The following is a 26605-nucleotide window of genomic DNA, read 5'->3' as shown; positions in this document are numbered from 1 at the left end:
TCCGTCATAGCGCCGGGATCGGCTTTGTTTGTTAAGTTAGGAAATTTCATGAACAGAAGTCTTTACAAGGGACTTCCAGCCCTCGGCCGAAAAGTCCGGGGTGCTGCGCGTCTTTCCGCGCTCGCCATCGCCATCAGCGTCTCGGGGATCCATGCAGCATTTGCCGGTGATTACACACTGGGCGCCATGGACAAGCTGAGAATACGCGTTGCGGAATGGCAGACGGCGGAAGGAACCGTCCGGGACTGGTCTGCTATCAGTGGCGACTATACCGTCGGCGCATCCGGCGGCATTTCCCTGCCTTTCCTCGGAACTGTGCCCGCATCGGGCAAGACCACGTCGGAGATTGCCGATGAAGTCGGTATTCAGTTGCAGAAGCTGTTCGGCCTGCCCGATCGCCCCTCTGCGTCCGTCGAACTTGCGCAATACCGGCCAATCTACCTTGCCGGCGAGGTCCAGACGCCCGGCGAATTTCCCTTCGCACCGGATATGACGGTGCTGAAAGCTGTCAGCCTGGGCGGCGGTCTGCGCCGTGCCGAAAACGGCCAACGCTTTGCACGGGATTTCATCAATGCGCATGGAGAATCGTCGGTGCAGATCACCGAGCGAAACCGGCTTCTGGTTCGCCGCGCACGGTTGCAGGCAGAGATTGCCGAGAAGACTGATATTGTCATGCCCGCCGAGTTGAAGGGCGTCGCAGATGCCCCCGGTCTTCTTGAAAGCGAAAAGGCGCTGATGGTCTCCCGGGACAAGCGGCAGAAGCTGCAGTTGATCGCGCTGGCCGAACTCAAATCGCTTCTGCAAAGCGAAATCGAAGCGCTCGGCAAGAAGTCGGTGACGCAGAAGCGGCAGCTGGACCTCGTCATCGAGGACAAGGGCCGCGTCGATGTTCTGGCGGAAAAGGGGTTGGCACTCAGCGCCCGTAAGCTGGCCGTCGAGCAGCGGGCCGCCGATCTGCAGGCCGCACTGCTCGATATCGATACCGCTTCGCTGAAGGCCAAGCAGGATGTCAGCAAGGCCAGCCAGGACGAAACCAACCTGCGCAACGACTGGGACGCGCAGCTTGCCCAGGAACTGCAGAACACCGAAGCCGAGCTGGATACGCTCTCCTTGAAGCTGATCACCAGCCGCGACCTGATGACGGAAGCGCTGGTCCAATCGGCGGATGCCTCGTTGACCCCGAAGCCGGGCAGAACCATCGATATCAACTATTCCATCATCCGCCAGAAGGACGGAAAGTCCACGACGATCGCTGCGGACGAAGGAACCCCGATACAGCCCGGCGACGTCGTGAAGGTCGAACCCACGCTCAACACGCAGTGAGGCTGGGCGGATGAAGATCGCCAAGGCCAGTCTGGTAATGCCGGGCGAAAATCTCGTTTACGGGGTTTTCGCCCTCGTGGTCTCCTATTTCGTCTTCGCCTATTCCGGACGGTTCGGCCAGGTGTCGATCCTGCTCTATTATGCCGTCTGGCTGCCTCTGGTGCTGATTGATTACCGCCGGGTGCTTGGAAACTACAAAAAATACCTCTGGATTTTTGCTTTTTCGGTTTTTGCGCTGATCTCCGTCTTCTGGTCTGCAGCGCCGGGCACCACGACAAGGGCGGGAATTCAATATCTTTCCCATGTCATTTGCGCGTTGATTGCCATGCGGGCGCTGGATGTGAAAACGTTGACGCTGGGCTCGGTCGCAGGTGCCGGCGTCGTGTTGCTCTATTCTCTGCTGTTCGGCGTTTATCATTTCGATCCGCTGGATGGGACGATCAGTTTCGTCGGGGCTTTCGATTCCAAGAACCAGCTTGGCTTTTATGCATCGCTTGCCGTCTTCTTCTGTTTTTCCGCAGTCGTCCTTTTGAAGCAGCGTGGGTTCTGGCTTCCCGTGTGCGGGGTGATCGGCCTTCTTGCAGCCTATTGTCTCTATGCATCCCAGTCCGCGACTTCGGTTCTCACGACCGTCGCTGTCCTTGGGATCACCGTCGGTATGCAGGTGTTTTCCCTGCTGCCGCCCAAAAGTCGCAAGCTGCTGTTCATCGCCGCCACTATCTTCGGCACCATAACCGTGATCGGGGCTATCTACGGTGGCGCTATCGACAGCGTTCTCGGGGCTTTCGGCAAGGATTCGACCCTCACAGGCCGGACGTATCTGTGGCAACAGGGAATCGAGGCCGCACGTGCATCTCCGGTGATCGGTATCGGCTACCAGGCCTACTGGGTGCAGGGTTTTTCCGAACCGGAGCGGTTGTGGGAAGAATTCTTCATCGGCTCCCGCGGCGGTTTTCATTTCCACAATACCTATATCGAAACGATGGTGGAAACCGGTGGGATAGGGCTGCTTCTTTTGACCACGCTGTTTCTTGCAGGCCTGTTCGGTCACCTCAAAAGGGTACTGGCGGAGAGAAGGGGTTTCGAACCGTTGGTGCTGTTTGGAATTTCAGCCTTGTTGTTCGTGCGCTCTTTCGCAGAAATCGACGTCATTTTTCCCTATCAGATCGGCTCGTTCCTGCTCTATATCGCCGCTGGAAAATTGACTATGCCGGCGCCGCAAAGCGAGCCGTTGCGATCCCCGGCGTTTACCGGTGACGCAGCGCAGTCGATGGCGCATCCGCTTGGCCCCGATAACGCCTATCTATACAGGTAGGCAGACGTCCTTCAGAACGCAAAGACATCGATCGGTTCGCTGAGGCCTCGCAACTGGTGGGAGCCGACACTTTCCATCTTTGCTTCGCATCCGGCCATCTCCACGAATGCACGCGACAGCAGGACCGGCCGCTTGATCTCCTTGGTCAGGCTTTCAAGCCGCGATGCAACATTGACAGTCGGTCCTATGACGGTGAAATCGAGGCGGCTGCGCGACCCGATATTGCCGTACATCACGTCACCGACGTGAACGCCAATGCCGTAGCCGAGAGGTTGGTGCCCCTTTTCGACATTCTCCTCGTTCAGCGCCGCCATCGCGGTCTGCGCCTCGCGGATCGCGGCAAGAAGATCCCCGCAGGCATGGGCGTTGCTGAGTGGGAAAATTGCCAGCAGGCCGTCGCCCATGAACTTGAGGATTTCGCCACCATGCCGTTCGATCGGCTCGGCCATGGCATCGAAATAGCCGTTCAGCAATTCGATGACGTCGTCGCGCGGCCACATGTCCGAAATGCCGGTAAAGTCGCGCAGGTCACAGATCAGAATGGCAGCGCCGACCGTAACCCCGCTGCCGCGCGTCGTGGCGCCGGCCAGGATCTGTTCGCTTGCATGCGGGCCGACATAGGTTTCGAGCAGCGTCCGGGCAAAACGGTTCTTCAGGCGGATTTCACTGACCAGCGCAAAGGCCGGCAACAAATCGGCCAGGGCAGCGAGATCTTCATCGCTGAAGCCGCCCGGTCTGTCGCTGCCAAAGGTGATGATGTGGTGCTTGCCCAACGTGTGCTTCAGCGGCCAGGCGACGTAATCGGTATGTCCTTCGGCGCGCAACTCGTCATAGAGCGGATAGGGTGGAGCGTTGGCGGAAGCTGCCGGTTCGAGCCGCTGGCGAACCACGCCCGCACCGGTGTTGAGTTCGTATATCGGGCTGTTCCGGTACTGGGCGGTATCTTCCACACCATAACCAAACGTCTGGATATCGGCCTCTTTCATGCCCTTCCGCCACAGGATCCGTGCGCCCAGCCATTGCGGATGAAGGATACGGAAGTGCAGCGTGCCACGGGAGACCGGAATGCCTGCCTGATTGAGCCTGTCACACATATCGACAAAGATATTGTCGATGAACCGTTGGTCGCTGGTGTCCGTCATCAGCCATTCGATGATGCCGCTGCTGTCGCTCGGTGACGTGCCGGCGCTTTCGCGGTGCAAGCTTGGAGTGGCGATGGATGGAACTTGCATGAATACACCCCGTCAGGATCATCAGATGCTCTGAGCCTCACACTTAGTAACAGTGCGGCGGGAATACCAGTGCGGAAACGTGCCTATTGTAGCGGAGACAAACGGAATTAACCCTGAGGGATGGCGGCGATTGGAGCCGCTTCAAAAAACGGCCGTGCCAATACATTCATGGCGCCGGCCCAAATGGGCGGCGCCATGAATAAGCGTATCGAAGGAGCTGCCTGATCTTAGGCGGCGACTGAAACGCTGCCAGCAGTTGGAACTTCGGCAATCGTCTTCAGGATCTGCGAAGCGATCTGGTAAGGGCAGCCCTGCGAGTTCGGGCGGCGGTCTTCCAGGTAACCCTTGTAGCCATTGTTGACGAAGGAATGCGGAACGCGGATCGATGCGCCGCGGTCAGCAACGCCGTAGGAGAACTTGTTCCACGGTGCCGTTTCGTGCTTGCCGGTCAGGCGCTTGTCGTTGTCCGGCCCGTAAACGGCGATATGGTCCAGAAGGTTCTTTTCGAAAGCCGCCATCAGCGCTTCGAAATATTCCTTGCCGCCGACTTCGCGCATGTACTTGGTGGAGAAGTTCGCATGCATGCCCGAACCGTTCCAATCGGTATCGCCGAGCGGCTTGCAATGGAATTCGATGTCGATACCGTATTTTTCCGTCAGGCGCTGCAGGAGGTAACGAGCCATCCAGATCTCGTCGGCAGCACGCTTTGAGCCCTTGCCGAAAATCTGGAATTCCCACTGGCCTTTTGCCACTTCGGCATTGATGCCTTCATGGTTGATGCCGGCTGCGAGGCAGAGATCGAGATGCTCTTCAACGATCTTGCGGGCGATGTCGCCAACGCTCGAATAGCCGACGCCGGTGTAATATGGACCCTGCGGAGCCGGGTAGCCGGTTTCCGGGAAACCGAGCGGGCGGCCGTTCTTGTAGAAGAAATATTCCTGCTCGAAGCCGAACCATGTGCCTTCGTCGTCAAGAATGGTGGCGCGGCTGTTGGACGCATGTGGGGTGACGCCATCGGGCATCATCACTTCGCACATGACGAGCGCGCCGTTGGTGCGGGCTGGGTCCGGATAGATGGCAACCGGCTTCAGCACGCAATCCGACGAGCGGCCTTCGGCCTGCAGCGTCGAGGAGCCATCGAAGCCCCAGAGCGGCAGCTGCTCGAGCGCCGGAAATGCGTCAAATTCCTTGACCTGTGTCTTACCGCGAAGGTTCGGGACCGGGGTATATCCGTCGAGCCAGATATACTCGAGCTTAAATTTCGTCATTTCTAACCTCTCATGGGTTGATGATGCACAACATTAGGAAAGTCCAATCATGCTGCGCCGCCAACGGCTGACGACTTATATGCACGGGGCATGCCAGTTGGAGGCGAATGCCAAGCCGCAGTCCGATTTTCTGCGACAGGGTGCAAAACAGTAGGACCGCGCGGCCCCGAGCTGTGGCCGGCGCGAAAAGTAGAAGTCACTGGCTAAATTGATCTTTTTGGCGCCGATTTCGATCTTTTCTCGGTGTCCCACCGCCAGTTTTGGACGGCGATGGCGGGGTTTGTCCAAAAAACGCGCAGAACTTGCGACAATTTGCCTTGAGTGCACACGCCCAAAATTTATCGCGAAAATCCTCTGAAAAACAGCATGCCTAAAAAATAGCCTATTATTTAGGCGGATTGATTTTTTTTTAATCAATCCGCGCAAATTGCGTCCAAGTCTGCTATATCTCTACGAATAGCCTTGCTGAGGGCTGTGAAAAGGGAAAAGGCACTATGGCAATGATGTCGCCGGCCGCAACGGCCAAGATTTATGAATTCCCCGCCGGTGGGCGGAAGTTGGGTGGCCGCCGGTTCGAGCAGTCTGCGACCATTGCGGATATTCGCCCGAAGCAGGTGCTTACTATCGACTACAGCAGTTGGTATCACGACGAAGCCGTCCGTGAGGAACAAAAGCCAAAATCTTGAACTGGCCGATCGGCTGAGAATCCCGATAGCCGCGCTACGCGGACATCGCGCGCCTTTGCGGCGCCAACCTCGCGCGTTGATTGTTGTCCGCGCCTGACGGGTGAATGGCTGCAAGTCACCACCAAGCTATTTTTCCAGAGATCGCGTTCGTATCGTCTCTACAAGGGATGCCGCCGGCTCCTATCCACGCCATAGCTGCGTGGCCGTGCGTTCTGCCGATCATGGTTAACAAATTTGATGAGCCACGATCAATATGACGTTATTTTAATCTTTTCGGCATAAGTTTGGGCAGAATCGCTCTTCGAGTGCACCTTGATCGTTCGCAGTAGGGTGGTTGACGGGGGATTTGGCGCAATCGGTGGAATGGTTCTGCCGGGGGCGGGCAAAGATTGCCGCGAGCGTGGCGCCACGTGGTCTCACGCAGTCCTGCGGATCAGAGGAGGCTCGACATGACCGATCATATCATGAAGACGCTCTTGAACATCATGGCCGCGCTGTCGTTCGGCGCCCTCATGGTCCTGTTCATCGTCCTTTAACAGCAGCGGAAACGCTGCTCACGGATAGAGATAATGGGCGTCCCACTCGTCATGCGGGATGAGATCGCCGATCTTGTAGTTGAACGACAGCACCTCGATATGGTCTGGTCCCGTGCTGCATTTGTATTTCAGCTTGTACCACTCGCCCTTGCTCCGGAATACAGCACCTGGCGCCTTTAGATTGTCGGCATCGAAGACCGGGTCGCCGAACGTATAGGCAATCACCTTGTCAGGCTTGAACGATGTCTGGTCGGCGCTGATCTTCCACATCGCCTCCGTGTCGCATCGCTGTTCCAGGCGGGTCTGCGGGTCGAGTTTTTCGAATTGCCTGACCAGCGACTGATCCATGGCTGCCGCCGGCGCCGCAATCGCTGCGGCCAGCAGGGGCAAACAAACAAGCCTGTTCATTGCGGGTTGAACTCCTTCGTCACACCGGAAACATTGGCGTCATGCCGGAAACGTGACCGGCAAATAGCGAACTTCAGGGCGAAGGCATGCCGGTTCCAAGGATTAACTTCAAGGAAACATTTGTGTTCATTCAAAGGCAGGCGCTTAAATCTCGGACACGTCGATCCATTCGGCTGACGCGAGTTCCGCCATTCGTTCAGGGTTGATCCGCACCGCAGCGTGCGGCGCCCCAGCGGCGGGAACGACCTCGTCATATGCTTTCAGAGAAATGTCGCAGTAAACCTTGTGCGGCTTGGCAAGGCCGAAGGGGCAGACGCCGCCGATGGGATGGCCGGTCTCCTGCTCGACTTCATCGAACCCGAGCATGCGGGCCTTGGTCGCAAACCGGGCTTTGTATTTCTTGTTGTCGAGCCGGGCATCGCCGCGCGTGACGATCAGGATCACCGCGTCCGCCACCCGCAGCGCAAGCGTCTTGGCAATCTGCGCCGGTTCTACGCCATGTCCCTCTGCCGCGAGCGCGACTGTTGCAGTGCTCCGCTCAAGCTCGATGACGGCAATGTCCGGGGCGTGTTCGGCAAAGAAGGTTTTGACGGAAGCGATGCTCATCGATGGCGTGACTTTTCTGATGGATGCCGCCCGGATGATCGGGGCGGTGGCGATCTCTTCAGTCGTCGTTCGACGCGTCAAGATTTTCCGGGCGCGTGCCTTCCTGATCATGTGGCAGGTAGCCGTGGCTGGTGAACCAGTTGATCAGGATCGCGGCGATTGCCTCGTCGCGGGTGTGCATGCCGGGATGATCGGAAATGAAGGATTGAATCGCCTGTTCGATCCTGGAATCGTAGATATCAGACATGATGTCTCCAGAAATAGATCGTGGATGTGCCGGTTGCCTGGCGGCAAACCGGCACGAGGCCATGATGCGTCAAGCTTGCTTGACGATACGGATCAACACGAGAAGGATGACGGCACCGATCGTTGAATGGATGATGGCAGCAAGAATGCCGCTGCCGATGCTGACGCCGAGATAAGGGAATAATACGCCGGCGATGAAGGCGCCGATAATGCCGATGACCATATTCCCGATCAGGCCGAAGCCGAAACCCGAAACGATCAAGCCTGCAAGCCAGCCGGCAATGGCGCCGACGATAAGAAAGACAACAATGCTCTCGATACCCATGGATGGTTCCTTTCCGTTGTATCTGCAAGGAACAAGATAGAGCGAAAAGTATTTTGCGTTAGAGGCAAAATGCGCTCTTCGCCGATTTTTTGCCGTGAAAAGGCGGGAGCGGACAATGAAAGTGTCCTGTCGTGCCAAAAGGCATGAAATGCATGCCCTGAAACAGAAAAAGGCCCGAGGGGGCGGGCCTTTCTGATGATCTACGTTTCTTAGACGATGCCGCCGCCGCCGCTCTTCGACGCCGGCCGTTCGCCGGAAACCTTGGCGCGATAGCCGCTGGCGCGATAGGCGGCGACCGGCGAAATGGCGCCGCCGGCCTCGTAGCGCGACATGGCAAGAATCGGTTCGACATGGGTGCGGAATGCGGCCTTTAGCGTTTCCGTCGCCATCAGAGCATCGTTGCCGTCCTGATAGCCTTCAAGTGCCTGCCGATCGACCAGCAAGGCCTGCGCATAGGCGCGGCTGACTTCGGTCGCCGAGTTCATCAGGCTTTCGATCGGGTCGGTGACATTATGGCTCTGGTCGAGCATGTGCATCGGTGCAAAACCGTCCGCTGCCCGTGTCTCGGCATCGACCAGTTCGTTGAAGATCAGGAACAGCCGGTAGGGATCGATCGAGCCTGTGTCCAGATCGTCGTCGCCATATTTCGAATCGTTGAAATGAAAGCCGCCGAGCTTCTTGAACTGAATCAGCCGGGCGACGATCATCTCGATATTGACGTTCGGCGCATGGTGGCCGAGGTCGACCAGGCAATGCGCCTTGGGGCCGAGTTCCTGGGCGATCAGATAGTTTGTGCCCCAGTCCTGCACCACTGTCGAATAGAAGGCCGGCTCGAACATCTTGTGCTCGGAAAAGATCTTCCAATCGTCCGGCAGCCCCTTGTAGATCGCCTTCATCGCCTCGAGGTAGCGCTCGAAGCTCTTGGTGAAGTTCACCTGTCCGGGAAAGTTGGAACCGTCGCCGACCCAGACGGTGAGCGCCTTGGAACCCAACGCCTTGCCGATCTCGACACATTCGAGATTGTGATCGACGGCCTGCTGGCGGGTCGCAGCATCGGCATGGCTGAGCGAGCCGAACTTATAGGAATGCGCCTGATCGGCGGCATCGGAAAAGGTGTTGGAATTCATCGCATCGAAACCGAGCCCCAGAGCGTTGCCCTTTTCCTTCAGTTCTGCGAGGTCATCCACCTTGTCCCAGGGAATGTGCAGCGAGACCGTCGGCGTCGCCTTGGTCAGCTGCTGGATAACCGAGCAATCCTCGATCTTGTCGAAGATATGGCGCGGTTCGCCGGTGCCCGGAAAGCGGGCAAAGCGTGTGCCGCCGGTGCCGACGCCCCAGGATGGGACGGCAACTCCGTAAGCCGATACTTTCGCTTTAACCGTGCCGATATCGATACCCCGGCGGGCGAGTTGTGTGCCAAGGTGGCCATAGTCGGCCTTCAGATCGGCAAGGCGCGCGGCATTGTCGGCGTCGATGACGTCTTGTGTGATCATTCGTGTCATGTCGTTCTCCGGTCTAGCGCGTGAACGACTGGGCATTGCCCGCATCGACATTGATGATGTTGCCGGTCGACTTGGCCGACATGTCGGAAGCGAGGAAGTAGATCGCTTCGGCGATATCCTCCGGGAAGACGCTGAGCTTCAGCATCGAACGTTCGCGGTACATCGCCTCAAGTCCTTCCATATCGGTCTTGTAGACGGCGGCGCGCTGTTCCTTCCATTCGCCCGACCAGATTTTCGAGCCGCGCAGGACGGCATCCGGGTTGACGACGTTGACGCGGATCTGGGCGGCTGCGCCTTCCAGCGCCAGGCATCGCGCAAGATGGATTTCCGCGGCCTTGGCGGTGCAATAGGCGGATGCGCCGGGAGAGGCCGCCAGACCGTTCTTGGAGGCGACGAAGACAACGTTGCCGCCGGCCTTCTGGTTGCGGAAGATGCGGAACGCTTCGCGCGAAACGAGGAAATATCCGGTCGCCAGGATATCCATGTTCTTGTTCCATAACGCCAGCGTCGTGTCTTCGATCGGGGCGGAGGAGGCAAGACCGGCATTGGAAACCAGAATGTCGAGACCGCCGAATTCCAGCAGCGTATCGGCAAAGCTCTTTTCGACAGCGGCTTCATCGGTGACGTTCATGGTAACAGAACGGACGAAATCCTTGCCGTAGCGGCCGCCGAGTTCGCTCAATGCAGAGGCAAGGGCTGCCTCGTCGATATCTGCGAGCACGACGCAGGCGCCTTCCTGCATCAGGCGGTTAGCCGTCGCCTTGCCGATGCCGCCGGCGCCGCCGGTGACGAGCGCTATTCTGCCGGCCAGCATCTTCGGCTTCGGCATGCGCTGAAGCTTGGCTTCCTCAAGCAGCCAGTATTCAATGTCGAAAGCTTCCTGTTCCGGCAGGCCGACATAGGTCGAGACACCGGATGCGCCGCGCATGACATTGATGGCGTTGACGTAGAATTCGCCGGAAATGCGCGCGGTTGCCTTGTCCTTGGCAAAGGTGATCATGCCGACGCCGGGGATGAGATAGACCACCGCATTCGGGTCGCGCATCGCCGGGCTGTTGTCACGCTTGCAGCGCTGGTAATAGGCGGCATAACCGGCGCGATATTCGGCGATGGCAGCCTCAAGGCCAGCCAGCGTCTTGTCGATATCCGGGTTTGCCGGATCGAAATCGATCACCAGCGGGCAAATCTTGGTGCGCAGGAAATGGTCGGGGCAGGATGTGCCGAGTGCCGCCAGCGGCTCAAGGTTCTTGGATGTGACGAAATCGAGAACGGCCTGGCTGTCGTCGAAATGGCCGAGCTTGCGCTCGTCGGCGCTGATCATGCCCCGAATGACCGGCATCAGCTTTTGCACAACGGCGCGGCGCTCATTGGCCGCCAGAACCGGCTTGACTGCGCCGCCGAAGGCCGGCGCCGTGTTGGTCGTCTCGAACCAGGCAATCGCCTTGTTGATGATCTCGATCGTTGTCTCGTAGGCTTCCTTGGCCGTGTCACCCCAGGTGAAGAGGCCATGGCTTTCAAGGATCAGGCCGCGTGCGTTCGGGTTTTCAGCGCAGAACTTCGACAGCCAGAGGCCAAGCTCGAAGCCCGGACGCTTCCAAGGCAGCCAGCCGATATCGGCGCCGAAAATCTGTTGGGTCAGTTCGCGGCTGTTCTTCGATGCAGCAATGGCGATGATTGCATCCGGGTGCATGTGATCGACGTGCTTCTTGGGCACATAGGCATGCAGGGGAGTGTCGATAGAAGCGGCGCGCGGATTGAGGTTGAAGGTGCAATGCGGCAGGTAGCCGACCATTTCGTCTTCATGCTTGAGGCCGCGATAAAGCCCCTTCAGGGCTTCCAGCTTCTCCATATAGAGTGTCGAAAAGCCGTCCATCTTGATCGTGCCGACGTCGCCGCCGGAACCCTTGACCCAGAGAACCTCGACCGTGCCGCCACCGAGCGGGTCTTTCTCCATGACCTTGGCGGAGGTGTTGCCGCCGCCGTAATTGGTGATGCGTTTGTCCGAACCCAGCAGGTTTGAGCGGTACAGAAGCCGCTCGGCTTCGTTCATTGCCGCTGCCTTGGCGTCGTCCCAGAGATTGGCAAGGCGCGAGCCTTGTTGCTTGTCGAGCATCTGCATTTCCTCCCGGTCAATTTTGCGCCGGCCCGGTAGAATTTGCGGGACAAAGAGCGCATTCGTTGCGATCAGATCACACAAAGATCAGCCGCATGTCAATCATAAACGATCAAAATCAGTCATATTGCACTGCACAATGAAAAAATATGATTGTTTGTGATTGACAATGCGCGGTCGTGATGGAAGCATAGACAATAGTGGAGGAACCTAATGCACGAGAAAGAGCGACACAGGATCATTCTGTCAGCTGTCCAGGACAAGCCGGTCATCACCGTGCCTGAACTGGTCGATCTGACCGATAGTTCTGAAGCGACGATCCGCAGGGATATCGCGGCGCTGCATGTGCAAAAACGTCTGCGCCGGGTGCGCGGCGGTGCGGAAGCGATCAACCCACCGCAGTTCGTCGGCCTTGCCGGCCGTCCATTCAGTGTCAACGAAGGCCTGCATGCCCGCCAGAAGCAGGCGATCGCCAAGGAGGCCGTGGCACTCTGTCAGGATGGCGAGCCGATCATCATCAATGGCGGCACCACGACGTTCCAGATGGTGCACTTCCTCGCCAACCGCCGGATGCAGGTGTTCACCAATTCCTTTCCGATTGCCGAGCATCTGCTCAAGCACTCGAAGAACACCGTGATGCTCTCGGGTGGCACGATCTACCGCGAGCAGAACATCATTTTGAGCCCGTTCGACAATGACGTGACGCGCAATTTCTATGCGCGCCGCATGTTCATGGGCGCGCAGGGGCTTGGTCCGCTCGGCCTGATGGAAGGCGACCCGCTGCTGATCCAGGCGGAGCAGAAGCTGATCGACCAGGCAGACGAACTCGTCGTTCTGATCGACTCGTCGAAATTTCACAAACGCTCCAGCCTCATTCTGTGCGGGCTGAAGCGCATCACCACGGTGATCACGGATTCGGGCATCGAGGACAGGCATGTCCAGATGCTTGAAGATGCAGGCGTCGGCTTGGTTATCGCCAATACGCGCTCGAGCATTGTTGAGGAGAATGCTTCCTCGTCGGCGTAAGGCCGGCGGGAGGGGGAGTGGGAATGCCGATGGCTTCACGCCATCAGGCAAAGTTTTGAGAGCATACAGCCGAATGAACGCGATCATTGTGATCGCGCGGCTTCAGGGAGGAGAACGTCATGAAAATTTTCAAGGCACTGATGGTCACGACGGCGGTTTCGCTGGCACTGATGGCAAACGCCGCGCATGCGGAAAACAAGAAGATCGCGCTGGTCGTCAAGGCGCTCGGCATCGGCTTCTTCGAAGCGGCCAACAAGGGCGCGCAGGAAGCCGCCAAGGAACTCGGCGATGTGGAAGTGATCTATACCGGCCCGACAACGACGACGGCTGAAGGCCAGATCGAAGTGATCAACTCGCTGATCGCCCAGAAGGTTGATGCGATCGCCGTATCCGCCAACGATACCGACGCTCTGGTTCCGGCGCTGAAGAAGGCCATGGAGCGCGGCATCAAGGTTATCTCGTGGGATTCGGGCGTCGCCAAGGACGGCCGCTCCATGCACCTGAATCCGTCGTCCAGCCCGCTGATCGGCAACATGATCATCAAGCTTGCCGCCGACCAGTTGCCTGATGGCGGCGACGTCGCCGTTCTTTCGGCAACAGCCACCTCGACCAACCAGAATGTCTGGATCGAGGAGATGAAGAAGGTTCAGGGCAATTACAAGGGCATCAATGTCGTGGCCACCGTCTACGGCGACGATCTTGCGGACAAGTCCTACCGCGAAACGCAAGGCCTCATCCAGTCCTACCCGAACCTGAAGGCGATCATCGCTCCGACCTCCGTCGGTATCGTTGCTGCCGCGCAGGCCGTCGAAGACGCCGGCAAGGTCGGCCAGATCAACGTTACCGGCCTCGGCCTTCCCTCGGAAATGGCTGGCCACGTCAAGGCCGGCTCGTCCAAGTCCTTCGCCATCTGGAACCCGATCGACCTCGGCTACTCCGCCACCATGATCGCCTATGACCTGATCGGCGGCGCGGAAGCAAAGCCGGGCGCCGAACTGAAGATGGGCCGCATGGGTACCGTCAAGCTCGACGACAACAACGAAGGCGCCATGGCCGACCCGTTCGTCTACGACGCCAAGAACGTCGAAGAGTTCGCCAAGATCTTCTGATTTGGTTTATCCCTCCCCCTTGTGGGGAGGGTCGGAGCGAAGCGGAGGGGAGGGGTTCTTTTTCTTTGAAGGAAATCCCCTCCCCAACCCTCCCCACAAGGGGGAGGGGGCGATCGAGCCAGCGCCGCTCCTCACGTATTTCAATTTCATATCACACCGGTGGATTGCCTCTTGCTGCAGGAAACGACCACATTGCGGATGAAACCCGCCGTCGCGCTCGAGGGCATATCCAAGTCCTTTCCCGGCGTAAAAGCGCTGTCCGACGTCTCGCTCGCTTTGTACCCCGGTTCCGTCACGGCGCTGATCGGTGAAAACGGTGCGGGCAAATCGACCCTCGTCAAGATCCTCACAGGCATCTACCAGCCGGATGGCGGCACGATCCGGGTTGATGGAGCCGAGACTCATTTTCCGACCGCACTCGCAGCCGCCCATGCCGGCGTCACCGCGATCCATCAGGAAACCGTGCTGTTCGATGAACTGTCGGTCGCCGAAAACATCTTTCTCGGCCATGCGCCGCGCGGCCGCTTCGGCCTGATCGATTGGAAGAAACTCAACGAAAATGCCCGCGAACTGCTTGCCCGCGTCGGCGCTGAAATCGATCCGACCATCCGGCTGCGCGACCTCGGCATTGCCAACAAGCACATGGTGGCGATTGCCCGCGCTCTGTCGATCGACGCCAGCGTCGTCATCATGGACGAGCCGACCGCCGCCCTGTCGCACAAGGAAATCCACGAGCTCTACGAACTGATCGACCGGCTGAAGGCGGACGGCAAGGCGATCCTGTTCATCAGCCACAAATTCGATGAAATCTTCCGCATTGCCGACCGCTACACCGTGTTTCGCGATGGCGGCATGGTCGGCGAGGGGCTGATTGCCGATGTCACCCAGGACCAGCTGGTCAAGATGATGGTCGGCCGCGATGTCGGTCAGGTCTTTCCGAAGGTCGATGTCGCGATCGGCGAGCCGGTCCTCACGGTTTCGGGCTACCGCCATCCGACCGAATTCGAAGACATCAATTTCGAGCTGCGCCGCGGCGAAATCCTCGGCTTCTACGGCCTGATCGGGGCCGGACGCTCCGAATTCATGCAGTCGCTGATCGGCATCACCCGGCCGTCCGCCGGTGCGGTCAAGCTGAATGGCGATGTCCTCGTCATCCGCTCTCCCGCCGAGGCGATCGAGGCCGGTATCGTCTATGTGCCGGAAGAACGCGGCCGTCAGGGCGCCATCATCGGCTTGCCGATCTTCCAGAACGTCACGCTGCCCTCGCTGCAGAAAACCTCGCGTTCCGGCTTCCTGAAGCTTGCCAACGAGTTTGCCCTGGCCCGCGAATATACGCAGCGTCTCGATCTGCGCGCCGCCTCGCTCGATCAGGATGTCGGCACGCTGTCGGGCGGCAATCAGCAAAAGGTGGTAATCGCCAAATGGCTGGCAACGCAGCCGAAGGTGATCATTCTCGATGAGCCGACCAAAGGTATCGATATCGGCTCCAAGGCTGCGGTGCACGCCTTCATGAGCGAACTGGCAGGGCAGGGATTGAGCGTCATCATGGTCTCCTCGGAAATCCCCGAAATCATGGGCATGGCCGACCGCGTCATTGTCATGCGCGAAGGCCGTATCGCCGGGCGTTTTGAGCGCTCCGAGCTGACGGCGGAAAAGCTGGTCCGGGCCGCCGCGGGCATCGGGGAGGCTGCATAATGGCAAAGCTGCTCAAGAACCGCGAAATCCTTCTGGTCATCGCCATCATCGCGCTGGTCTTCCTGATCGCGCTACGCTTCCCGGGTTTCATAGCACCGGCCAATCTGGCGCGCGTCTATAATGACACCTCGATCCTGATCATCCTGGCGCTCGGCCAGATGGCGGTCATCCTGACGCGCTGCATCGACCTGTCGATGGCGGCCAACCTGGCGCTATCCGGCATGGTGGCGGCGATGATCAATGCCGCCTTTCCGGGCGTACCGATCCCGCTGGTCATTCTCGCCGTCGTCGCCCTTGGCGCGGCCCTCGGCTCGATCAACGGCCTGCTCGTCTGGAAACTGGATATTCCGCCGATCGTCGTGACGCTCGGCACGCTGACCATCTTTCGCGGCACCATCTTTCTTCTGAGCAAGGGCGCCTGGATCAACGCCCATCAGATGAGCGACGCCTTCAAGGCGCTGCCACGCACGCCGCTGATCGGTTTTCCAATCCTGTCATGGCTCTCGGTTGTGGCGATTGCCGCCGTCTATATCCTGATGACGCGCACGCCTGTCGGCCGCGCCTTTTTCGCCGTCGGCGGCAATCCGCACGCGGCCGTCTATACCGGCATCGATGTCGGCCGCACGCGCTTCTTTGCCTATTGCCTGTCCGGTGGTCTTGCTGGCCTTTCCGGTTATCTCTGGGTGTCGCGCTATGCGGTCGCCTATGTCGATATCGCCGCCGGTTTCGAACTCGATATCATCGCGGCCTGCGTCATCGGCGGCATTTCGATTGCCGGCGGCATCGGCTCGGTCGGCGGTGCTGTGCTCGGCAGCCTGTTCCTCGGCGTCATCAAGAATGCGCTGCCGGTCATCAATATCTCGCCCTTTGCCCAGCTGGCGATTTCCGGAGCGGTGATCATAATCGCGGTCGCGGTCAACGCCCGCACTGAAAAGCGCAAGGGCCGTGTCATACTGAAGAAAGCGGAGGCGGTCTGATGGCGGAAGCGCATCTTTCACCAAGGATCATTCCGGACCGGCTGCAGAGCCGAAGCAGCCGGGCGCTGAAGAGCTGGGAAAGCCTGCTCCTCGTCGTGGCGATCCTGATCTTCACGATCAACTCGTTTGCCTCGCCCTATTTCCTCGACCCGTGGAACCTGTCCGACGCGACCTTCAATTTCACCGAAAAGGCGCTGATCGCCTTTGCCATGGCGCTGGTCATCATTTCCGGTGAAATCGATCTCTCCGTCGCCTCGATCATCGCTCTGTCCTCGACGGCCATGGGCCTTGCAGTTACCATGGGTGCCGATACGCCGATGCTGGTTGTCGTCGGCCTTGGTACCGGCCTTCTTTGCGGCGCGGTCAACGGGCTGCTGATCACCGGCCTTGGCCTGCCATCGATCGTCGTCACCATCGGCACGATGAGCCTGTTTCGCGGCCTGTCCTTCATTGTATTGGGCGACCAGGCCTATACGGGTTACCCGGCCAGCTTTGCCTATTTCGGCCAGGGCTATGTCTGGTGGGTTTTCTCGTTCGAATTCGCGCTGTTCGTGTTCTTCGCTGTCGTCTACAGCGTGCTGCTGCACAAGACCAATTTCGGCCGCGCCGTCTATGCCATCGGCAACAACCAGACGGCGGCGTTGTTCTCCGGCGTCCGCGTCGGCCGCGTCAAGTTCATCCTGTTCCTACTGACGGGCCTGATGGCCGGCATTGCCTCGATCTGCCTGACCTCGCGCCTCGGCTCCACCCGCCCGTCGATTGCCTTGGGCGTCGAGCTGGAAGTGGTGACGATGGTGGTGCTGGGGGGCGTCAGCATCCTTGGCGGATCCGGTACCATTCCAGGTGTCGTGCTCGCCGCCTTCATCATGGGCATGGTCACCTTCGGCTTCGGGCTCTTGAACGTGCCTGGCATCGTCATGTCGATCTTCATCGGCGTGCTGTTGATTTCCGTCATCGCATTGCCGATCCTGTGGTCACGCGCCCGCCGCCGCCGGGCGCATTGAGGACAGAATGGAAAAATACGCTTTCCGCATGCGGCTCAATCCCGGCATGACTGAGGAATACAAGGCCCGCCATGACGCGATCTGGCCGGAACTGTCGGCGCTCCTGACGGACGCCGGCGTGTCGGATTACTCGATCCATCTCGATGAGGAGACCCATCTGCTGTTCGGTGTTCTCTGGCGGCGGGATGATCACACCATGGCCGATCTGCCGAAACATCCGGTGATGCAGAAATGGTGGGCCCATATGGCCGATATCATGGAGACGAAGGCGGACAACGAGCCTGTCGCCGTGCCGCTGACAACCGTCTTTCATATAAAGTAGTGCCATGAAAACCATCGCCGTCATCGATATCGGCAAGACGAATGCCAAGGTCGCTTTGGTCGATCTCGACCGGTTCGAGGAAACGGCGGTACGCAAAACTGCAAACGGTGTCGTGACCGAAGGTATCTACCCGCATTTCGACGTCGAGCGCCTGTGGCGCTTCATTGCCGAAAGTCTTGCCGCGCTGAACGCAGAGACGCCGATCGACGCAATATCCGTCACCACCCACGGCGCCACAGCCGTTCTGCTCGATAGGAACGGCGATCTCGCTTTGCCGCTGCTCGATTACGAATTCACCGGCCCCGATACACTGGCCGGGGACTATGACAAGGTTCGCCCGCCCTTTGCCGAAACCGGTGCGGCACGGCTACCGATGGGCCTGAACATTGGCGCGCAGATCTACTGGCAGGAACAGACCTTTCCTAACCAGTTTGCCGACGTCGCCAGCATCCTGACCTATGCGCAATACTGGTCCTACCGCCTGAGCGGCGTTCTCTCCACCGAACTGACCTCTCTCGGCTGCCATACCGATCTCTGGAATCCCTACAAGGCCGATTTCTCGACCATGGTTGATGCGCGCGGCTGGCGGCCCCTGTTTGCGCCGGTGCGGCGTGCAAGCGATGGTCTGGGTGGGGGATTGACCCCGCAGGCGGCAAAGGACACCGGTCTGCCGGTGGGGCTGCCGGTCTATTGCGGTATCCACGATTCCAATTCCTCGCTGCTGCCGCATGTGCTGACGCGGAAAGCACCGTTCTCCGTGGTTTCCACCGGAACCTGGGTGGTGATGATGGCCATGGGCGCAAGGAAAGTGGCGCTGGACGAGGCGCGCGACACGCTGATCAATGTCAACGCCTTGGGCGATCCCGTCCCCTCGGCACGGTTCATGGGTGGACGGGCCTTTTCGACGCTGATCACCGATCCGGCGGTCACCGTTTCCGAAGACGTCGAAGCGCAGGTGGCTGCCGCTCAGTGGATGCTTCTGCCATCAGTGCCGAAAGGTTCTGGGCCTTTCCCGCACGCCAAGGCCTCCTGGACATGCAACGAGGCGTCATTGACAGGTCCGCAGCGGCTTGCCGTCGTCTCCTTTCATCTGGCGATGATGACGGCGAGTTCGCTTGATCTGATCGGCGCAGAAGGCGAGGTCGTCGTCGAGGGGCCGTTTGCGGTCAATCCGAGCTATCTGCGCATGCTGAAAGCCGCAACCGGCCGCCCCGTGCTGATCGGCAGTCAGAGCGCCACCGGCACAAGCCTTGGGGCTGCATGCCTTGTCGACGGCAGCCGGGCGCAGGCGCATACGGTGGAATTTTTGGGCGCCGTTCCGGATGCGTATGCTGCTTATGCGGCAAGCTGGACCAAGCTCGTCTCGGCATCATAGGCGACTTCGGCCAGCCTATACCGACGCCACCTGATCGGCGTTGAATATGGCTGACAACAGTCCGGGAAACCGTGCCTCCAGATCATCCTGCCGCAGCGACATATAGATGACCCGGCCTTCCGGGCGCTGCCGGATCACCCCGGCCTCGCGCAACACGCGCCAATGATGCGTCATCGTCGATTTCGAAACATCCGTTACGAAGTCGCTGCAGATACATTCGCCGGTCGCGATCTGCTTCACCGCCGCCAGCCGGATCGGATTGCCCAGAGCCAGGAGCACATCGGGCAGGTGAAGGTCGTCACGCGTGGGATGATGGTCGTTCATCAACGCAAGATAATAAACCGTTCGCGTACAGTCAAACTTTTTGGACGTCTCGCGTTGACAATTGTACGATTCTATCCGTACTATCAAATCATCATCGCTGCGCAGCCTTGTCCCCGCAACAAGAGATATCCATCATGTCATCTTTTCCCGCATCCGGCGGTCGCCAGCGGCTGGGCTGGACATTGTTCCTGCTCGCCTTCGCTCAACTGGTCATCGCCGTTGATTACAATATCGTCTTCGTCGCACTGCCAGACATTGGCGCGCAGCTCGGCTTCTCGCGCCAGACGCTGCAATGGGTCGTCAGTGCCTATGGTGTGGCCTTCGGTGGCTTCTTGCTCTTAGGCGGCCGCGCTGCCGATCTTCTCGGACGCCGCCGAATCTTTATCTTCGCCCTGGCGCTTTACGGCGTATCGTCGCTGGTCGGTGGACTGGCGGCAAGCCCGAGTGCCATCATCATCGCCCGGGCGATCCAGGGTGTCGGCGGCGCCCTGCTGTTTCCGGCAACGCTGTCTCTGGTGACGACGTTGTTCGCCGAAGGTCGCAAGCGCAACCGCGCCCTCGCTGTCTGGGGCGGTGCCGGAGCGTCGGGCCTGACCGTCGGCGCTCTGCTCGGCGGTATTCTTACCAGCGCCTATGGCTGGCCCGCCGTCTTCTTCGTCAATGTGCCGCTGGTTGCCATCATCATCGTTGGTGCCCTGATCGTCATGCCGCGCGATGTCAGCCAGGGCTCGCATCGCAGCTTCGATCTTCCGGGTGCGCTGACCGCGACAATCGGTATCACATTGCTGGTTTACGTCCTCGTCCAGGGGCCGGAATCCGGTTGGGCGTCGCCATCGATCCTGCTGGCGCTGGTGACTGGTCTCATTCTGCTCGCTGCCTTCTTCGTCATCGAAGCCCGCAGCGATGATCCGCTGATGCCGCTGCGCCTGTTTTCTAACCGCTATGCGCTGGCGGGCATGCTGCTGACACTGTTCTTCGGCGCCACGTTGGGTGCTCTACCCTATTTCGAAACCGTCCTCTTCCAGGGCATGCTCGGCTTCGATGCGCTATGGACCGGCCTGGCATTCCTCGTTCCGGCTGTCGCCATCTTCATCGGCACACAGCTGGGCGAGCGCATGGCGACCGGCTCGGGCGTTCGCGCCAGTCTGGTGGTCGGCCAGGTTCTGAGCGTCGCCGGCATGGTGGCCTTCGCCTACGGGATTTCGCCGGAATGGGGCTATATGGGGCTGGTTCCGGGCATGGCCGTGCTCGGTGTCGGGCAAGGCATGGTGTGGACGGCGATGTGGATCGTCTCGGCCACCGGAGTTGCCCAGGAAGAGCAGGGTGTGGCGTCGGGCATGGCATCCACCAGCCTGCAGGTCGGGTTGGCCGTCGGCCTCGCCATCCTGGTCGCCGTCGCCAATGGTGTCGGGGAAACGATGGGTCAGACTGCGACGATCGGGCTTATCGAAGGGACACGGTTCGCCGTCTATCTGGCCGCTGTTGGAACTGTTCTGGGACTGATCGTCGCTCTCACCCTGCCGCGCCAGGTGGAGGTGCCGGCTGCTGTTAACTACGCTCCAGCCGAATGACCCTGTGGCCCGCCCTTTGGGGCGGGTCTCACCCGCTGTTCCGGTGTGCGATCAAAGAGTGCTGTAAACAGAATGGTTATCGGACGGCTGCAGCCGTTAACGGCAAGCAGCTTCCGGGTCTCAGAATATGCCGCGATGTATTGAAGCCTCTGACGCACATAGGCGTTCAGGCGGGAAGTGCGGCTTACTATTTCCTAGAAAATACGGGCATTCAATGACTTACGATCATCCTCGATATTCAGGAGGATGGAGACTGCTGCCAGTGTAAGGGTGGCGATAAGCGTAGCGCTTAGTCCCAGAACAATCATTGCCCGTTCCTTCTACGTCATCGTCATGATGCCGCTTCACTTTGTCCGGCTATGCTTGCACATGGCTTGCCCGGTCAGAATAGGCAGTAGTTAATGGCGGGGTCTCTCAAGATCAACTCCCAAGTTTTACCATTGAAAACCTGTTGTTTCTCCGATGGGCGCAAACCCCCGTTTCATAGGCGGTTGCGCCCGGTGAGGGCAATATGCGGTCAATTTTAGTGAAAGAAGATACGGACCATCAACCGTTAACCTTCAAGCAAGGAATTAACCATAAACATGGTCGTACACGTTGGAGTGGGAAAATCTACTTCCCCGCAAGGCATGACGCCGTACCGACGAACCGGTTCCGACCCGGTATGCACTTTCACCGGATATCTATTGGGAACGAAGCGGCCGATCGCCGTGGCCAGCTGGTATTGCAGCCGTCGCCACTTGGCGTCTTGCAAGATGGCACGTTTGGGCAACGCCCCTTTGGAATATCCGTTGATGAGTGGATGCACCGTGCGCCGTTCAAGGCGCGTGGAGATGCTGCAACAGTTTGATTTTCTACAGGATACCTCTGAAAACCGCCCGGTTTGCAGAGATGAGATACCGGACCGGGGAAAAGCGTGAGGCAGGAAACGTCGCCAGATCAGACCAGGAAAGCTCAGGCAGGCAGCCTGCTCGAGCGCTTGCGTTTTGCCGGGCTCGATGAAGACCAGACCGACGTCTTGCGCAAGCATCGCCAGTCGTTGGGCGCAGAGGTCGAACTCGCATTGCGCGACCTGTTCCAGCGCCTCCAGACCTTCCCGGATGCCGCACGCCATTTCACCAGCGACCGCCAGATCGACCGGCTGCACGACCTTCAGTCCTCGCATTGGAGCGTGCTGACCGACGCCCGCTTCGACAGCCTCTATGCCGAGCGCGTCAAGGTTCTGTCGGATACCGAGAGCAAGATGGGTCTCGACCCCCGCTGGCAGATCGCCGGCCACGCCGTGGTGCTCGAACGTCTGATCTGTTCGATGATCGAGCAGTTCTGGCCGAAATCGATGCTGTCGCTGGGCAAGGCGAACAGGAAGGAGCTGGCCGACCTCGTCGCCGCTCTCGTCCGCACCGTTTTCGTCGACACCGAGATTTCCGTTTCCCTGCGCTTCAACGAACAGCGCCACAGCCATCAGCGTCAGCTCGCCGAGCAGCGCAAAGCCGGTGAAGCCGAAGCACTGGCCTTGTTTGGCGATGTCACACAGGCGCTTGGCCGTGGCGACCTCTCCGTCCGCACGCCGAATGACGTGGCCGCTGCCTATCAGCCGCTGGCCCAGGAACTGAATGGCGCCCTTGATGCCATGCAGAACGAGTTCATCGGTCTTGCCGACCGCGCCGTCACCATGGAAACATCCTCGCGCGATCTTGCCGGCCAGACTGAACAATTTGCTCGGCGGGCGCAGGAACAGTCCGTAGTGCTGGGTGAAACCGTCGGGTCGCTCGGCGCCATCGTCGACCGGGTCAAGCACAATGCCAGCCAGACACGGGCCGCGGAAAAGAGCGTTGCGGTTACCCGCCAGTCGGCGGAACATAGCGGCGAAATCGCCGGTCAGGCGATATCAGCCATGGCCGATATCGAAGCGTCGGCCGAAAAGATCGGCCAGATCATCGGCGTCATCGACGAGATTGCCTTTCAGACCAACCTCCTGGCGCTGAACGCGGGTATCGAGGCTGCACGGGCGGGCGAAAGCGGCCGTGGTTTTGCGGTCGTCGCCCAGGAAGTCCGCGCCTTGGCGCAGCGTTCAGGCGATGCGGCGCGCGAAATCAAGCAGTTGGTCTCCAGCACGAAGTCGCAGGTCGAAGCGGGCGTCGAACGCGTCGGCCGCACGCAGGACGCCATCAGCAATATCGTCGAGCAGGTGCGTGGCATCAACGATGCCATCGCCGGGATTGCCGAAGAAACCGCCGAACAGGTCACCGGCCTTCAGGCCGCGACATCCGATCTGAGCCGTATCGGCACCGAAATCGGCGCGAGCGCACATCAGGCGACCGCCGCCAAAGAGAGCTGCGACGACCTGCACACCGTCATACTCGAACTCGGCCAGACGATCCGCCAGTTCCATGTCCAGCGGCAGGCGCCGAAGACGGGATTCTCACCGTCCTATTCGACCCCGGCCATCATGGCACCAGCCGGACGGCCGGGCGAAATCATCGGCGACAGCAATGACGGCTTCGAAGAGGGCTTCGGCCTGCAGGGTCGCCTTGCCGGATGGGGCCGCTGATGCAGAGCCGTCACAAACACATCCTGCCAAGCTCAGTGGTTTTCGAGGGCCGGAACGTGCGCTCGCATGGGCGTGCCGAAAACCAGTTGAACCATCCCTGTAAATTACTCCCAGCCAGACAAGGAAAGTAGAGATGGCAGCCAAGAAAGCCGCTCGGAAAAGTTTGAGCCTCGCACCGGTTCTCGACCTCAACGAGGCCAACGCGCTGCACGGCAAGCTGATGGCTCTGCGCGGCAATCCGCTCGCGATCGACGCATCTGCAGTCGAGCGTATCGGCGCTCTGTGCGTTCAGGTCCTGATGGCCGGAGCAAAGAGCTGGGAAGAGGATAATCAGTCTTTCACCTTCGCCAAGGTGTCGGACGCATTTACGAAAACGACACAGCTCATCGGGGTCAATATCGACCACCTGATGGCAAAGGAGATTTGAGACATGAAAAAGAAAGTTCTTACAGTCGATGATTCCCGAACCATCCGGAACATGCTGCTCGTCACGCTGAACAATGCCGGTTTCGAAACGATCCAGGCCGAGGACGGCATCGAGGGGCTCGAAATTCTCGAGGACGCCAATCCGGATGTCATAGTCACCGACATCAACATGCCGCGTCTGGATGGCTTCGGCTTCATCGAGGGCGTGCGCAAGAACGAGAAATTCCGGGCAATTCCGATCCTGGTGCTGACCACCGAAAGCGACGCGGAAAAGAAGAACCGTGCTCGCCAGGCCGGTGCGACCGGCTGGATCGTCAAGCCGTTCGATCCGACCAAGCTGATCGATGCAATCGAGCGCGTAACCGCCTAAGCCAGGATTTCTCCCCATGGATATGAACGAAATCAAAGAGATTTTCTTCCAGGAATGCGAGGAGCAACTCGCGGAATTGGAATCCGGTCTCCTGAGGCTCAATGACGGCGACCGCGATCCGGAAACGGTGAATGCGGTTTTCCGTGCGGTCCACTCGATCAAAGGTGGTGCCGGAGCGTTCGGGCTGGACGATCTCGTCTCTTTCGCACATGTGTTTGAGACCACGCTTGATTGCGTTCGTTCCAACAAGCTGGAACCCAACCCGGATGTCCTGAAGGTCATGCTGAAGTCTGCCGACGTGCTGGCTGACCTGACCAATGTCGCACGCGACGGCGGCAGCGTCGATCAGGCGCGTTCCCTGCAGCTGATCCGGGAACTTGAGGCGTTGGCCAAGGGCGAGGCGCCTCCGGCTGCCGCAGCCCCGGTCGCAGCTGCGCCGAAGGCCGCTCCGGTTGCTGCCGCACCGGCACCTGTTGTCAGCGACGACGGTTTCGTTCCGGTCGCCTTCTCCTTCGACGATTTCGGCGGCGATGATCTGTCCGCCGATCTCCCGGCTTATGACGTCGTCTTCAAGCCGAAGTCGGAACTCTACACCAAGGGCAACGAAGCGACGTTGCTGCTGCGCGATCTGTCGCGCCTCGGCGAGATGAGCATCCATTGCAACATGGATAGCCTGCCATCCCTCGACCTGATGGACCCGGAGGCCGCCTACTTCTCTTGGAAAGTGTCGATCAAGACCGACAAGGGCGAGGATGCCGTGCGATCGGTGTTCGAGTTCGCCGAGTGGGATTGCGATCTCGAAGTGACGGCGCTCGAAACCGGTGAGGTTGCCGAAGCTGCCGGTGACGATCTGCCGATGCAACCGGTGCCGTTTGATCTGTCCGCGCTTGATGATGAACCCGATGCGCCGCTTGGCGTGGTCGAGGAAGAAGAGCAGATCGCCGCCGTGCAGCAGGCCGTCGCTGCTGCCGAAGCCGCATCCAATGTCGTGCAGATGGCCGCCAGCGCCTCGCGCGCTGCCACCAGTGACAAGGGCGCAGCCGCTGCTGCGGCCCAGAACAATGCCCAGCAGGCATCTGCTGCCGCACCAACCATCCGCGTCGATCTCGATCGTGTCGACCGGCTGATCAACCTCGTCGGCGAACTGGTCATCAACCAGGCCATGCTGTCGCAAAGCGTCATCGAGAATGACTCGAATGGCGTCTCCTCGATCAATATGGGTCTGGAAGAACTGCAGCAACTGACCCGCGAGATCCAGGACTCGGTCATGGCGATCCGCGCCCAGCCGGTCAAGCCGGTGTTCCAGCGCATGGCCCGCACGGTTCGTGAAATCGCCGATATTACCGGCAAGTCGGTTCGCCTCGTCACCGAGGGTGAAAACACCGAAGTCGACAAGACGGTCATCGACAAGCTCGCCGAGCCTTTGACCCACATGATCCGCAACGCGGTCGATCACGGCCTCGAAATGCCGGAAAAGCGCATTGCCGCCGGCAAGAATGCCGAAGGCACGGTCAAGCTGACCGCCAAGCATCGCTCCGGCCGTATCGTCATCGAACTCTCCGACGATGGCGCCGGCATCAACCGCGAAAAAGTTCGCCAGAAGGCGATCGACAACGACCTGATCGCAGCCGATGCCAACCTGTCCGACGAGGAAATCGACAACCTGATCTTCCACGCTGGCTTCTCCACCGCCGACAAGGTCTCCGACCTTTCGGGACGTGGTGTCGGCATGGACGTGGTCAAGCGCTCCATCCAGGCACTCGGCGGACGCATCAATATCTCGTCGAAGCCCGGCCAGGGCTCGGTCTTCACCATGAGCCTGCCGCTGACGCTGGCCGTTCTCGACGGCATGGTCGTCACGGTTGCCGGCCAGACGCTGGTCGTACCGTTGACCGCGATCGTCGAAACCCTGCAGCCGGATGCGGCAGCAATCCACTCCTTCGGCGCGACGCAGCGGTTGATCTCGATCCGCAACTCGTTCTGCCCGCTGGTCGATGTGGGACGCATCCTGAACTTCCGGGCAACTCAGGCCAATCCGGTCGAAGGTGTCGCCCTTCTGGTGGAATCCGAAGGCGGCGGCCAGCGTGCTTTGATGGTCGATGCCATCCAGGGCCAGCGCCAGGTCGTCATCAAGAGCCTCGAAGCCAACTATACGCACGTACCCGGGATTGCTGCCGCCACCATTCTCGGTGATGGCCGCGTTGCGCTCATCCTGGACGTCGATGCTGTCGTTTCGGCATCGCGCGGCCAGTCCCTCCACACCGAAACATCGCTCGCCGCTGCAGGGTAAGGACC

Annotated in this window: 25 protein-coding genes; 16 read left to right on the top strand and 9 right to left on the bottom strand. The window is 59.6% G+C overall.

Translation table 11 applies throughout. The features are described from left to right. Positions 1 to 48 precede the first annotated feature (48 nt). Positions 49 to 1323 (top strand): polysaccharide biosynthesis/export family protein, encoded by a 1275-nt coding sequence (locus ACP7BS_RS07575; protein ID WP_426229130.1) that lies wholly within the window; start codon positions 49 to 51, stop codon positions 1321 to 1323. Between the two features lie 10 nt (positions 1324 to 1333). Further along, complete coding sequence (locus tag ACP7BS_RS07570; RefSeq protein WP_426237321.1) at positions 1334 to 2638, top strand: O-antigen ligase family protein; 1305 nt, start codon at positions 1334 to 1336, stop codon at positions 2636 to 2638. A gap of 11 nt (positions 2639 to 2649) precedes the next feature. Here ACP7BS_RS07570 and ACP7BS_RS07565 read toward each other — a convergent pair whose 3' ends face one another. Continuing rightward, the gene (locus tag ACP7BS_RS07565) at positions 2650 to 3870 is read right to left on the bottom strand and encodes an adenylate/guanylate cyclase domain-containing protein (RefSeq protein WP_426237319.1); all 1221 of its coding nucleotides are present in this window, start codon (positions 3868 to 3870) and stop codon (positions 2650 to 2652) included. Positions 3871 to 4097: 227 nt separating this feature from the next. Beyond that, positions 4098 to 5138, bottom strand: coding sequence for a glutamine synthetase beta-grasp domain-containing protein (locus ACP7BS_RS07560; RefSeq protein WP_426229127.1), 1041 nt, complete (start codon positions 5136 to 5138; stop codon positions 4098 to 4100). 494 nt (positions 5139 to 5632) lie between these two features. On the opposite strand from ACP7BS_RS07560, the gene ACP7BS_RS07555 reads away from it, so the two are divergent. Then, positions 5633 to 5824, top strand: a complete 192-nt coding sequence (locus ACP7BS_RS07555; RefSeq protein WP_426237317.1) for a DUF2735 domain-containing protein — start codon at positions 5633 to 5635, stop codon at positions 5822 to 5824. Positions 5825 to 6234: 410 nt separating this feature from the next. After that, the gene (locus tag ACP7BS_RS07550) at positions 6235 to 6360 is read left to right on the top strand and encodes a hypothetical protein (protein ID WP_426229125.1); all 126 of its coding nucleotides are present in this window, start codon (positions 6235 to 6237) and stop codon (positions 6358 to 6360) included. 18 nt (positions 6361 to 6378) lie between these two features. On the opposite strand, the gene ACP7BS_RS07545 is transcribed toward ACP7BS_RS07550, so the two are convergent. The 6 genes from ACP7BS_RS07545 to ACP7BS_RS07520 all read right to left on the bottom strand — a co-directional run bounded on the left by ACP7BS_RS07545 (position 6379) and on the right by ACP7BS_RS07520 (position 11560). After that, complete coding sequence (locus ACP7BS_RS07545; protein WP_426229124.1) at positions 6379 to 6768, bottom strand: DUF930 domain-containing protein; 390 nt, start codon at positions 6766 to 6768, stop codon at positions 6379 to 6381. A gap of 144 nt (positions 6769 to 6912) precedes the next feature. Further along, positions 6913 to 7374 carry a YbaK/EbsC family protein gene (locus ACP7BS_RS07540; protein ID WP_426237478.1) on the bottom strand — a complete coding sequence of 154 codons (462 nt, stop codon included), beginning with the start codon at positions 7372 to 7374 and terminating at the stop codon, positions 6913 to 6915. Between the two features lie 58 nt (positions 7375 to 7432). Then, a complete protein-coding gene (locus ACP7BS_RS07535) occupies positions 7433 to 7621 on the bottom strand; it encodes a hypothetical protein (protein ID WP_426229123.1) in 189 nt (62 codons plus the stop codon). A gap of 69 nt (positions 7622 to 7690) precedes the next feature. Continuing rightward, positions 7691 to 7945 carry a GlsB/YeaQ/YmgE family stress response membrane protein gene (locus tag ACP7BS_RS07530; protein WP_113315410.1) on the bottom strand — a complete coding sequence of 85 codons (255 nt, stop codon included), beginning with the start codon at positions 7943 to 7945 and terminating at the stop codon, positions 7691 to 7693. Between the two features lie 209 nt (positions 7946 to 8154). Then, on the bottom strand, positions 8155 to 9447 hold the full coding sequence (gene rhaI / locus ACP7BS_RS07525; RefSeq protein WP_426237315.1) for an L-rhamnose catabolism isomerase: 1293 nt from the start codon (positions 9445 to 9447) through the stop codon (positions 8155 to 8157). Positions 9448 to 9460: 13 nt separating this feature from the next. Further along, entirely contained in the window at positions 9461 to 11560 is a 2100-nt protein-coding gene (locus ACP7BS_RS07520) for a bifunctional rhamnulose-1-phosphate aldolase/short-chain dehydrogenase (RefSeq protein WP_426237313.1), read from the bottom strand. A gap of 213 nt (positions 11561 to 11773) precedes the next feature. Between ACP7BS_RS07520 and ACP7BS_RS07515 the strand changes: the two genes are divergently transcribed. The 7 genes from ACP7BS_RS07515 to ACP7BS_RS07485 all read left to right on the top strand — a co-directional run bounded on the left by ACP7BS_RS07515 (position 11774) and on the right by ACP7BS_RS07485 (position 19068). Beyond that, a complete protein-coding gene (locus tag ACP7BS_RS07515; protein WP_426237311.1) occupies positions 11774 to 12586 on the top strand; it encodes a DeoR/GlpR family DNA-binding transcription regulator in 813 nt (270 codons plus the stop codon). 119 nt (positions 12587 to 12705) lie between these two features. Then, positions 12706 to 13695, top strand: coding sequence for a rhamnose ABC transporter substrate-binding protein (gene rhaS / locus ACP7BS_RS07510; RefSeq protein ID WP_426237309.1), 990 nt, complete (start codon positions 12706 to 12708; stop codon positions 13693 to 13695). Positions 13696 to 13893: 198 nt separating this feature from the next. Then, positions 13894 to 15390 (top strand): sugar ABC transporter ATP-binding protein, encoded by a 1497-nt coding sequence (locus ACP7BS_RS07505; RefSeq protein ID WP_426229441.1) that lies wholly within the window; start codon positions 13894 to 13896, stop codon positions 15388 to 15390. Continuing rightward, on the top strand, positions 15387 to 16367 hold the full coding sequence (locus ACP7BS_RS07500) for an ABC transporter permease (protein ID WP_426237476.1): 981 nt from the start codon (positions 15387 to 15389) through the stop codon (positions 16365 to 16367). Before ACP7BS_RS07505 ends, ACP7BS_RS07500 begins: the two co-directional genes overlap by 4 nt. Beyond that, the gene (locus ACP7BS_RS07495; RefSeq protein WP_426237307.1) at positions 16367 to 17371 is read left to right on the top strand and encodes an ABC transporter permease; all 1005 of its coding nucleotides are present in this window, start codon (positions 16367 to 16369) and stop codon (positions 17369 to 17371) included. Before ACP7BS_RS07500 ends, ACP7BS_RS07495 begins: the two co-directional genes overlap by 1 nt. A gap of 7 nt (positions 17372 to 17378) precedes the next feature. Then, entirely contained in the window at positions 17379 to 17693 is a 315-nt protein-coding gene (gene rhaM, locus ACP7BS_RS07490) for an L-rhamnose mutarotase (RefSeq protein WP_426237304.1), read from the top strand. Positions 17694 to 17697: 4 nt separating this feature from the next. Continuing rightward, complete coding sequence (locus tag ACP7BS_RS07485) at positions 17698 to 19068, top strand: FGGY-family carbohydrate kinase (protein WP_426237302.1); 1371 nt, start codon at positions 17698 to 17700, stop codon at positions 19066 to 19068. Between the two features lie 15 nt (positions 19069 to 19083). On the opposite strand, the gene ACP7BS_RS07480 is transcribed toward ACP7BS_RS07485, so the two are convergent. Next, positions 19084 to 19392: an ArsR/SmtB family transcription factor gene (locus ACP7BS_RS07480; RefSeq protein WP_426237300.1), complete on the bottom strand. Its 309-nt coding sequence runs from the start codon at positions 19390 to 19392 to the stop codon at positions 19084 to 19086. Positions 19393 to 19526: 134 nt separating this feature from the next. On the opposite strand from ACP7BS_RS07480, the gene ACP7BS_RS07475 reads away from it, so the two are divergent. The 5 genes from ACP7BS_RS07475 (at position 19527) to ACP7BS_RS07455 (ending at position 26600) form a co-directional block, all read left to right on the top strand. After that, positions 19527 to 20963 (top strand): MFS transporter, encoded by a 1437-nt coding sequence (locus ACP7BS_RS07475; RefSeq protein ID WP_426237298.1) that lies wholly within the window; start codon positions 19527 to 19529, stop codon positions 20961 to 20963. Between the two features lie 916 nt (positions 20964 to 21879). Continuing rightward, positions 21880 to 23514: a globin-coupled sensor protein gene (locus ACP7BS_RS07470; RefSeq protein ID WP_426237296.1), complete on the top strand. Its 1635-nt coding sequence runs from the start codon at positions 21880 to 21882 to the stop codon at positions 23512 to 23514. A 133-nt stretch (positions 23515 to 23647) separates the two neighbouring features. After that, a complete protein-coding gene (locus ACP7BS_RS07465) occupies positions 23648 to 23941 on the top strand; it encodes an STAS domain-containing protein (RefSeq protein WP_426123783.1) in 294 nt (97 codons plus the stop codon). Between the two features lie 3 nt (positions 23942 to 23944). Continuing rightward, a complete protein-coding gene (cheY1, locus tag ACP7BS_RS07460) occupies positions 23945 to 24310 on the top strand; it encodes a chemotaxis response regulator CheY1 (protein WP_068951143.1) in 366 nt (121 codons plus the stop codon). 16 nt (positions 24311 to 24326) lie between these two features. Beyond that, positions 24327 to 26600 carry a chemotaxis protein CheA gene (locus tag ACP7BS_RS07455; protein ID WP_426237294.1) on the top strand — a complete coding sequence of 758 codons (2274 nt, stop codon included), beginning with the start codon at positions 24327 to 24329 and terminating at the stop codon, positions 26598 to 26600. Positions 26601 to 26605 lie beyond the last annotated feature (5 nt).

The organism is Pararhizobium sp. DWP1-1-3 (assembly GCF_049896125.1).
Lineage (GTDB): Bacteria > Pseudomonadota > Alphaproteobacteria > Rhizobiales > Rhizobiaceae > Pararhizobium.
Note: the sequence above shows the minus strand (reverse complement) of the source record. Positions and strands in the feature narration are given on the sequence as shown.

Bases quoted from the DNA above. Each gene is read 5' to 3' on its own strand.
- ACP7BS_RS07575 (WP_426229130.1), top strand. From the start codon at position 49: ATGAACAGAAGTCTTTACAAGGGACTTCCAGCCCTCGGCCGAAAAGTC.
- ACP7BS_RS07570 (WP_426237321.1), top strand. From the start codon at position 1,334: ATGAAGATCGCCAAGGCCAGTCTGGTAATGCCGGGCGAAAATCTCGTT.
- ACP7BS_RS07565 (WP_426237319.1), bottom strand. From the start codon at position 3,870: ATGCAAGTTCCATCCATCGCCACTCCAAGCTTGCACCGCGAAAGCGCC.
- ACP7BS_RS07560 (WP_426229127.1), bottom strand. From the start codon at position 5,138: ATGACGAAATTTAAGCTCGAGTATATCTGGCTCGACGGATATACCCCG.
- ACP7BS_RS07555 (WP_426237317.1), top strand. From the start codon at position 5,633: ATGGCAATGATGTCGCCGGCCGCAACGGCCAAGATTTATGAATTCCCC.
- ACP7BS_RS07545 (WP_426229124.1), bottom strand. From the start codon at position 6,768: ATGAACAGGCTTGTTTGTTTGCCCCTGCTGGCCGCAGCGATTGCGGCG.
- ACP7BS_RS07540 (WP_426237478.1), bottom strand. From the start codon at position 7,374: ATGAGCATCGCTTCCGTCAAAACCTTCTTTGCCGAACACGCCCCGGAC.
- ACP7BS_RS07535 (WP_426229123.1), bottom strand. From the start codon at position 7,621: ATGTCTGATATCTACGATTCCAGGATCGAACAGGCGATTCAATCCTTC.
- ACP7BS_RS07530 (WP_113315410.1), bottom strand. From the start codon at position 7,945: ATGGGTATCGAGAGCATTGTTGTCTTTCTTATCGTCGGCGCCATTGCC.
- rhaI (WP_426237315.1), bottom strand. From the start codon at position 9,447: ATGACACGAATGATCACACAAGACGTCATCGACGCCGACAATGCCGCG.
- ACP7BS_RS07520 (WP_426237313.1), bottom strand. From the start codon at position 11,560: ATGCTCGACAAGCAACAAGGCTCGCGCCTTGCCAATCTCTGGGACGAC.
- ACP7BS_RS07515 (WP_426237311.1), top strand. From the start codon at position 11,774: ATGCACGAGAAAGAGCGACACAGGATCATTCTGTCAGCTGTCCAGGAC.
- rhaS (WP_426237309.1), top strand. From the start codon at position 12,706: ATGAAAATTTTCAAGGCACTGATGGTCACGACGGCGGTTTCGCTGGCA.
- ACP7BS_RS07505 (WP_426229441.1), top strand. From the start codon at position 13,894: ATGAAACCCGCCGTCGCGCTCGAGGGCATATCCAAGTCCTTTCCCGGC.
- ACP7BS_RS07495 (WP_426237307.1), top strand. From the start codon at position 16,367: ATGGCGGAAGCGCATCTTTCACCAAGGATCATTCCGGACCGGCTGCAG.
- rhaM (WP_426237304.1), top strand. From the start codon at position 17,379: ATGGAAAAATACGCTTTCCGCATGCGGCTCAATCCCGGCATGACTGAG.
- ACP7BS_RS07485 (WP_426237302.1), top strand. From the start codon at position 17,698: ATGAAAACCATCGCCGTCATCGATATCGGCAAGACGAATGCCAAGGTC.
- ACP7BS_RS07480 (WP_426237300.1), bottom strand. From the start codon at position 19,392: ATGAACGACCATCATCCCACGCGTGACGACCTTCACCTGCCCGATGTG.
- ACP7BS_RS07475 (WP_426237298.1), top strand. From the start codon at position 19,527: ATGTCATCTTTTCCCGCATCCGGCGGTCGCCAGCGGCTGGGCTGGACA.
- ACP7BS_RS07465 (WP_426123783.1), top strand. From the start codon at position 23,648: ATGGCAGCCAAGAAAGCCGCTCGGAAAAGTTTGAGCCTCGCACCGGTT.
- cheY1 (WP_068951143.1), top strand. From the start codon at position 23,945: ATGAAAAAGAAAGTTCTTACAGTCGATGATTCCCGAACCATCCGGAAC.
- ACP7BS_RS07455 (WP_426237294.1), top strand. From the start codon at position 24,327: ATGGATATGAACGAAATCAAAGAGATTTTCTTCCAGGAATGCGAGGAG.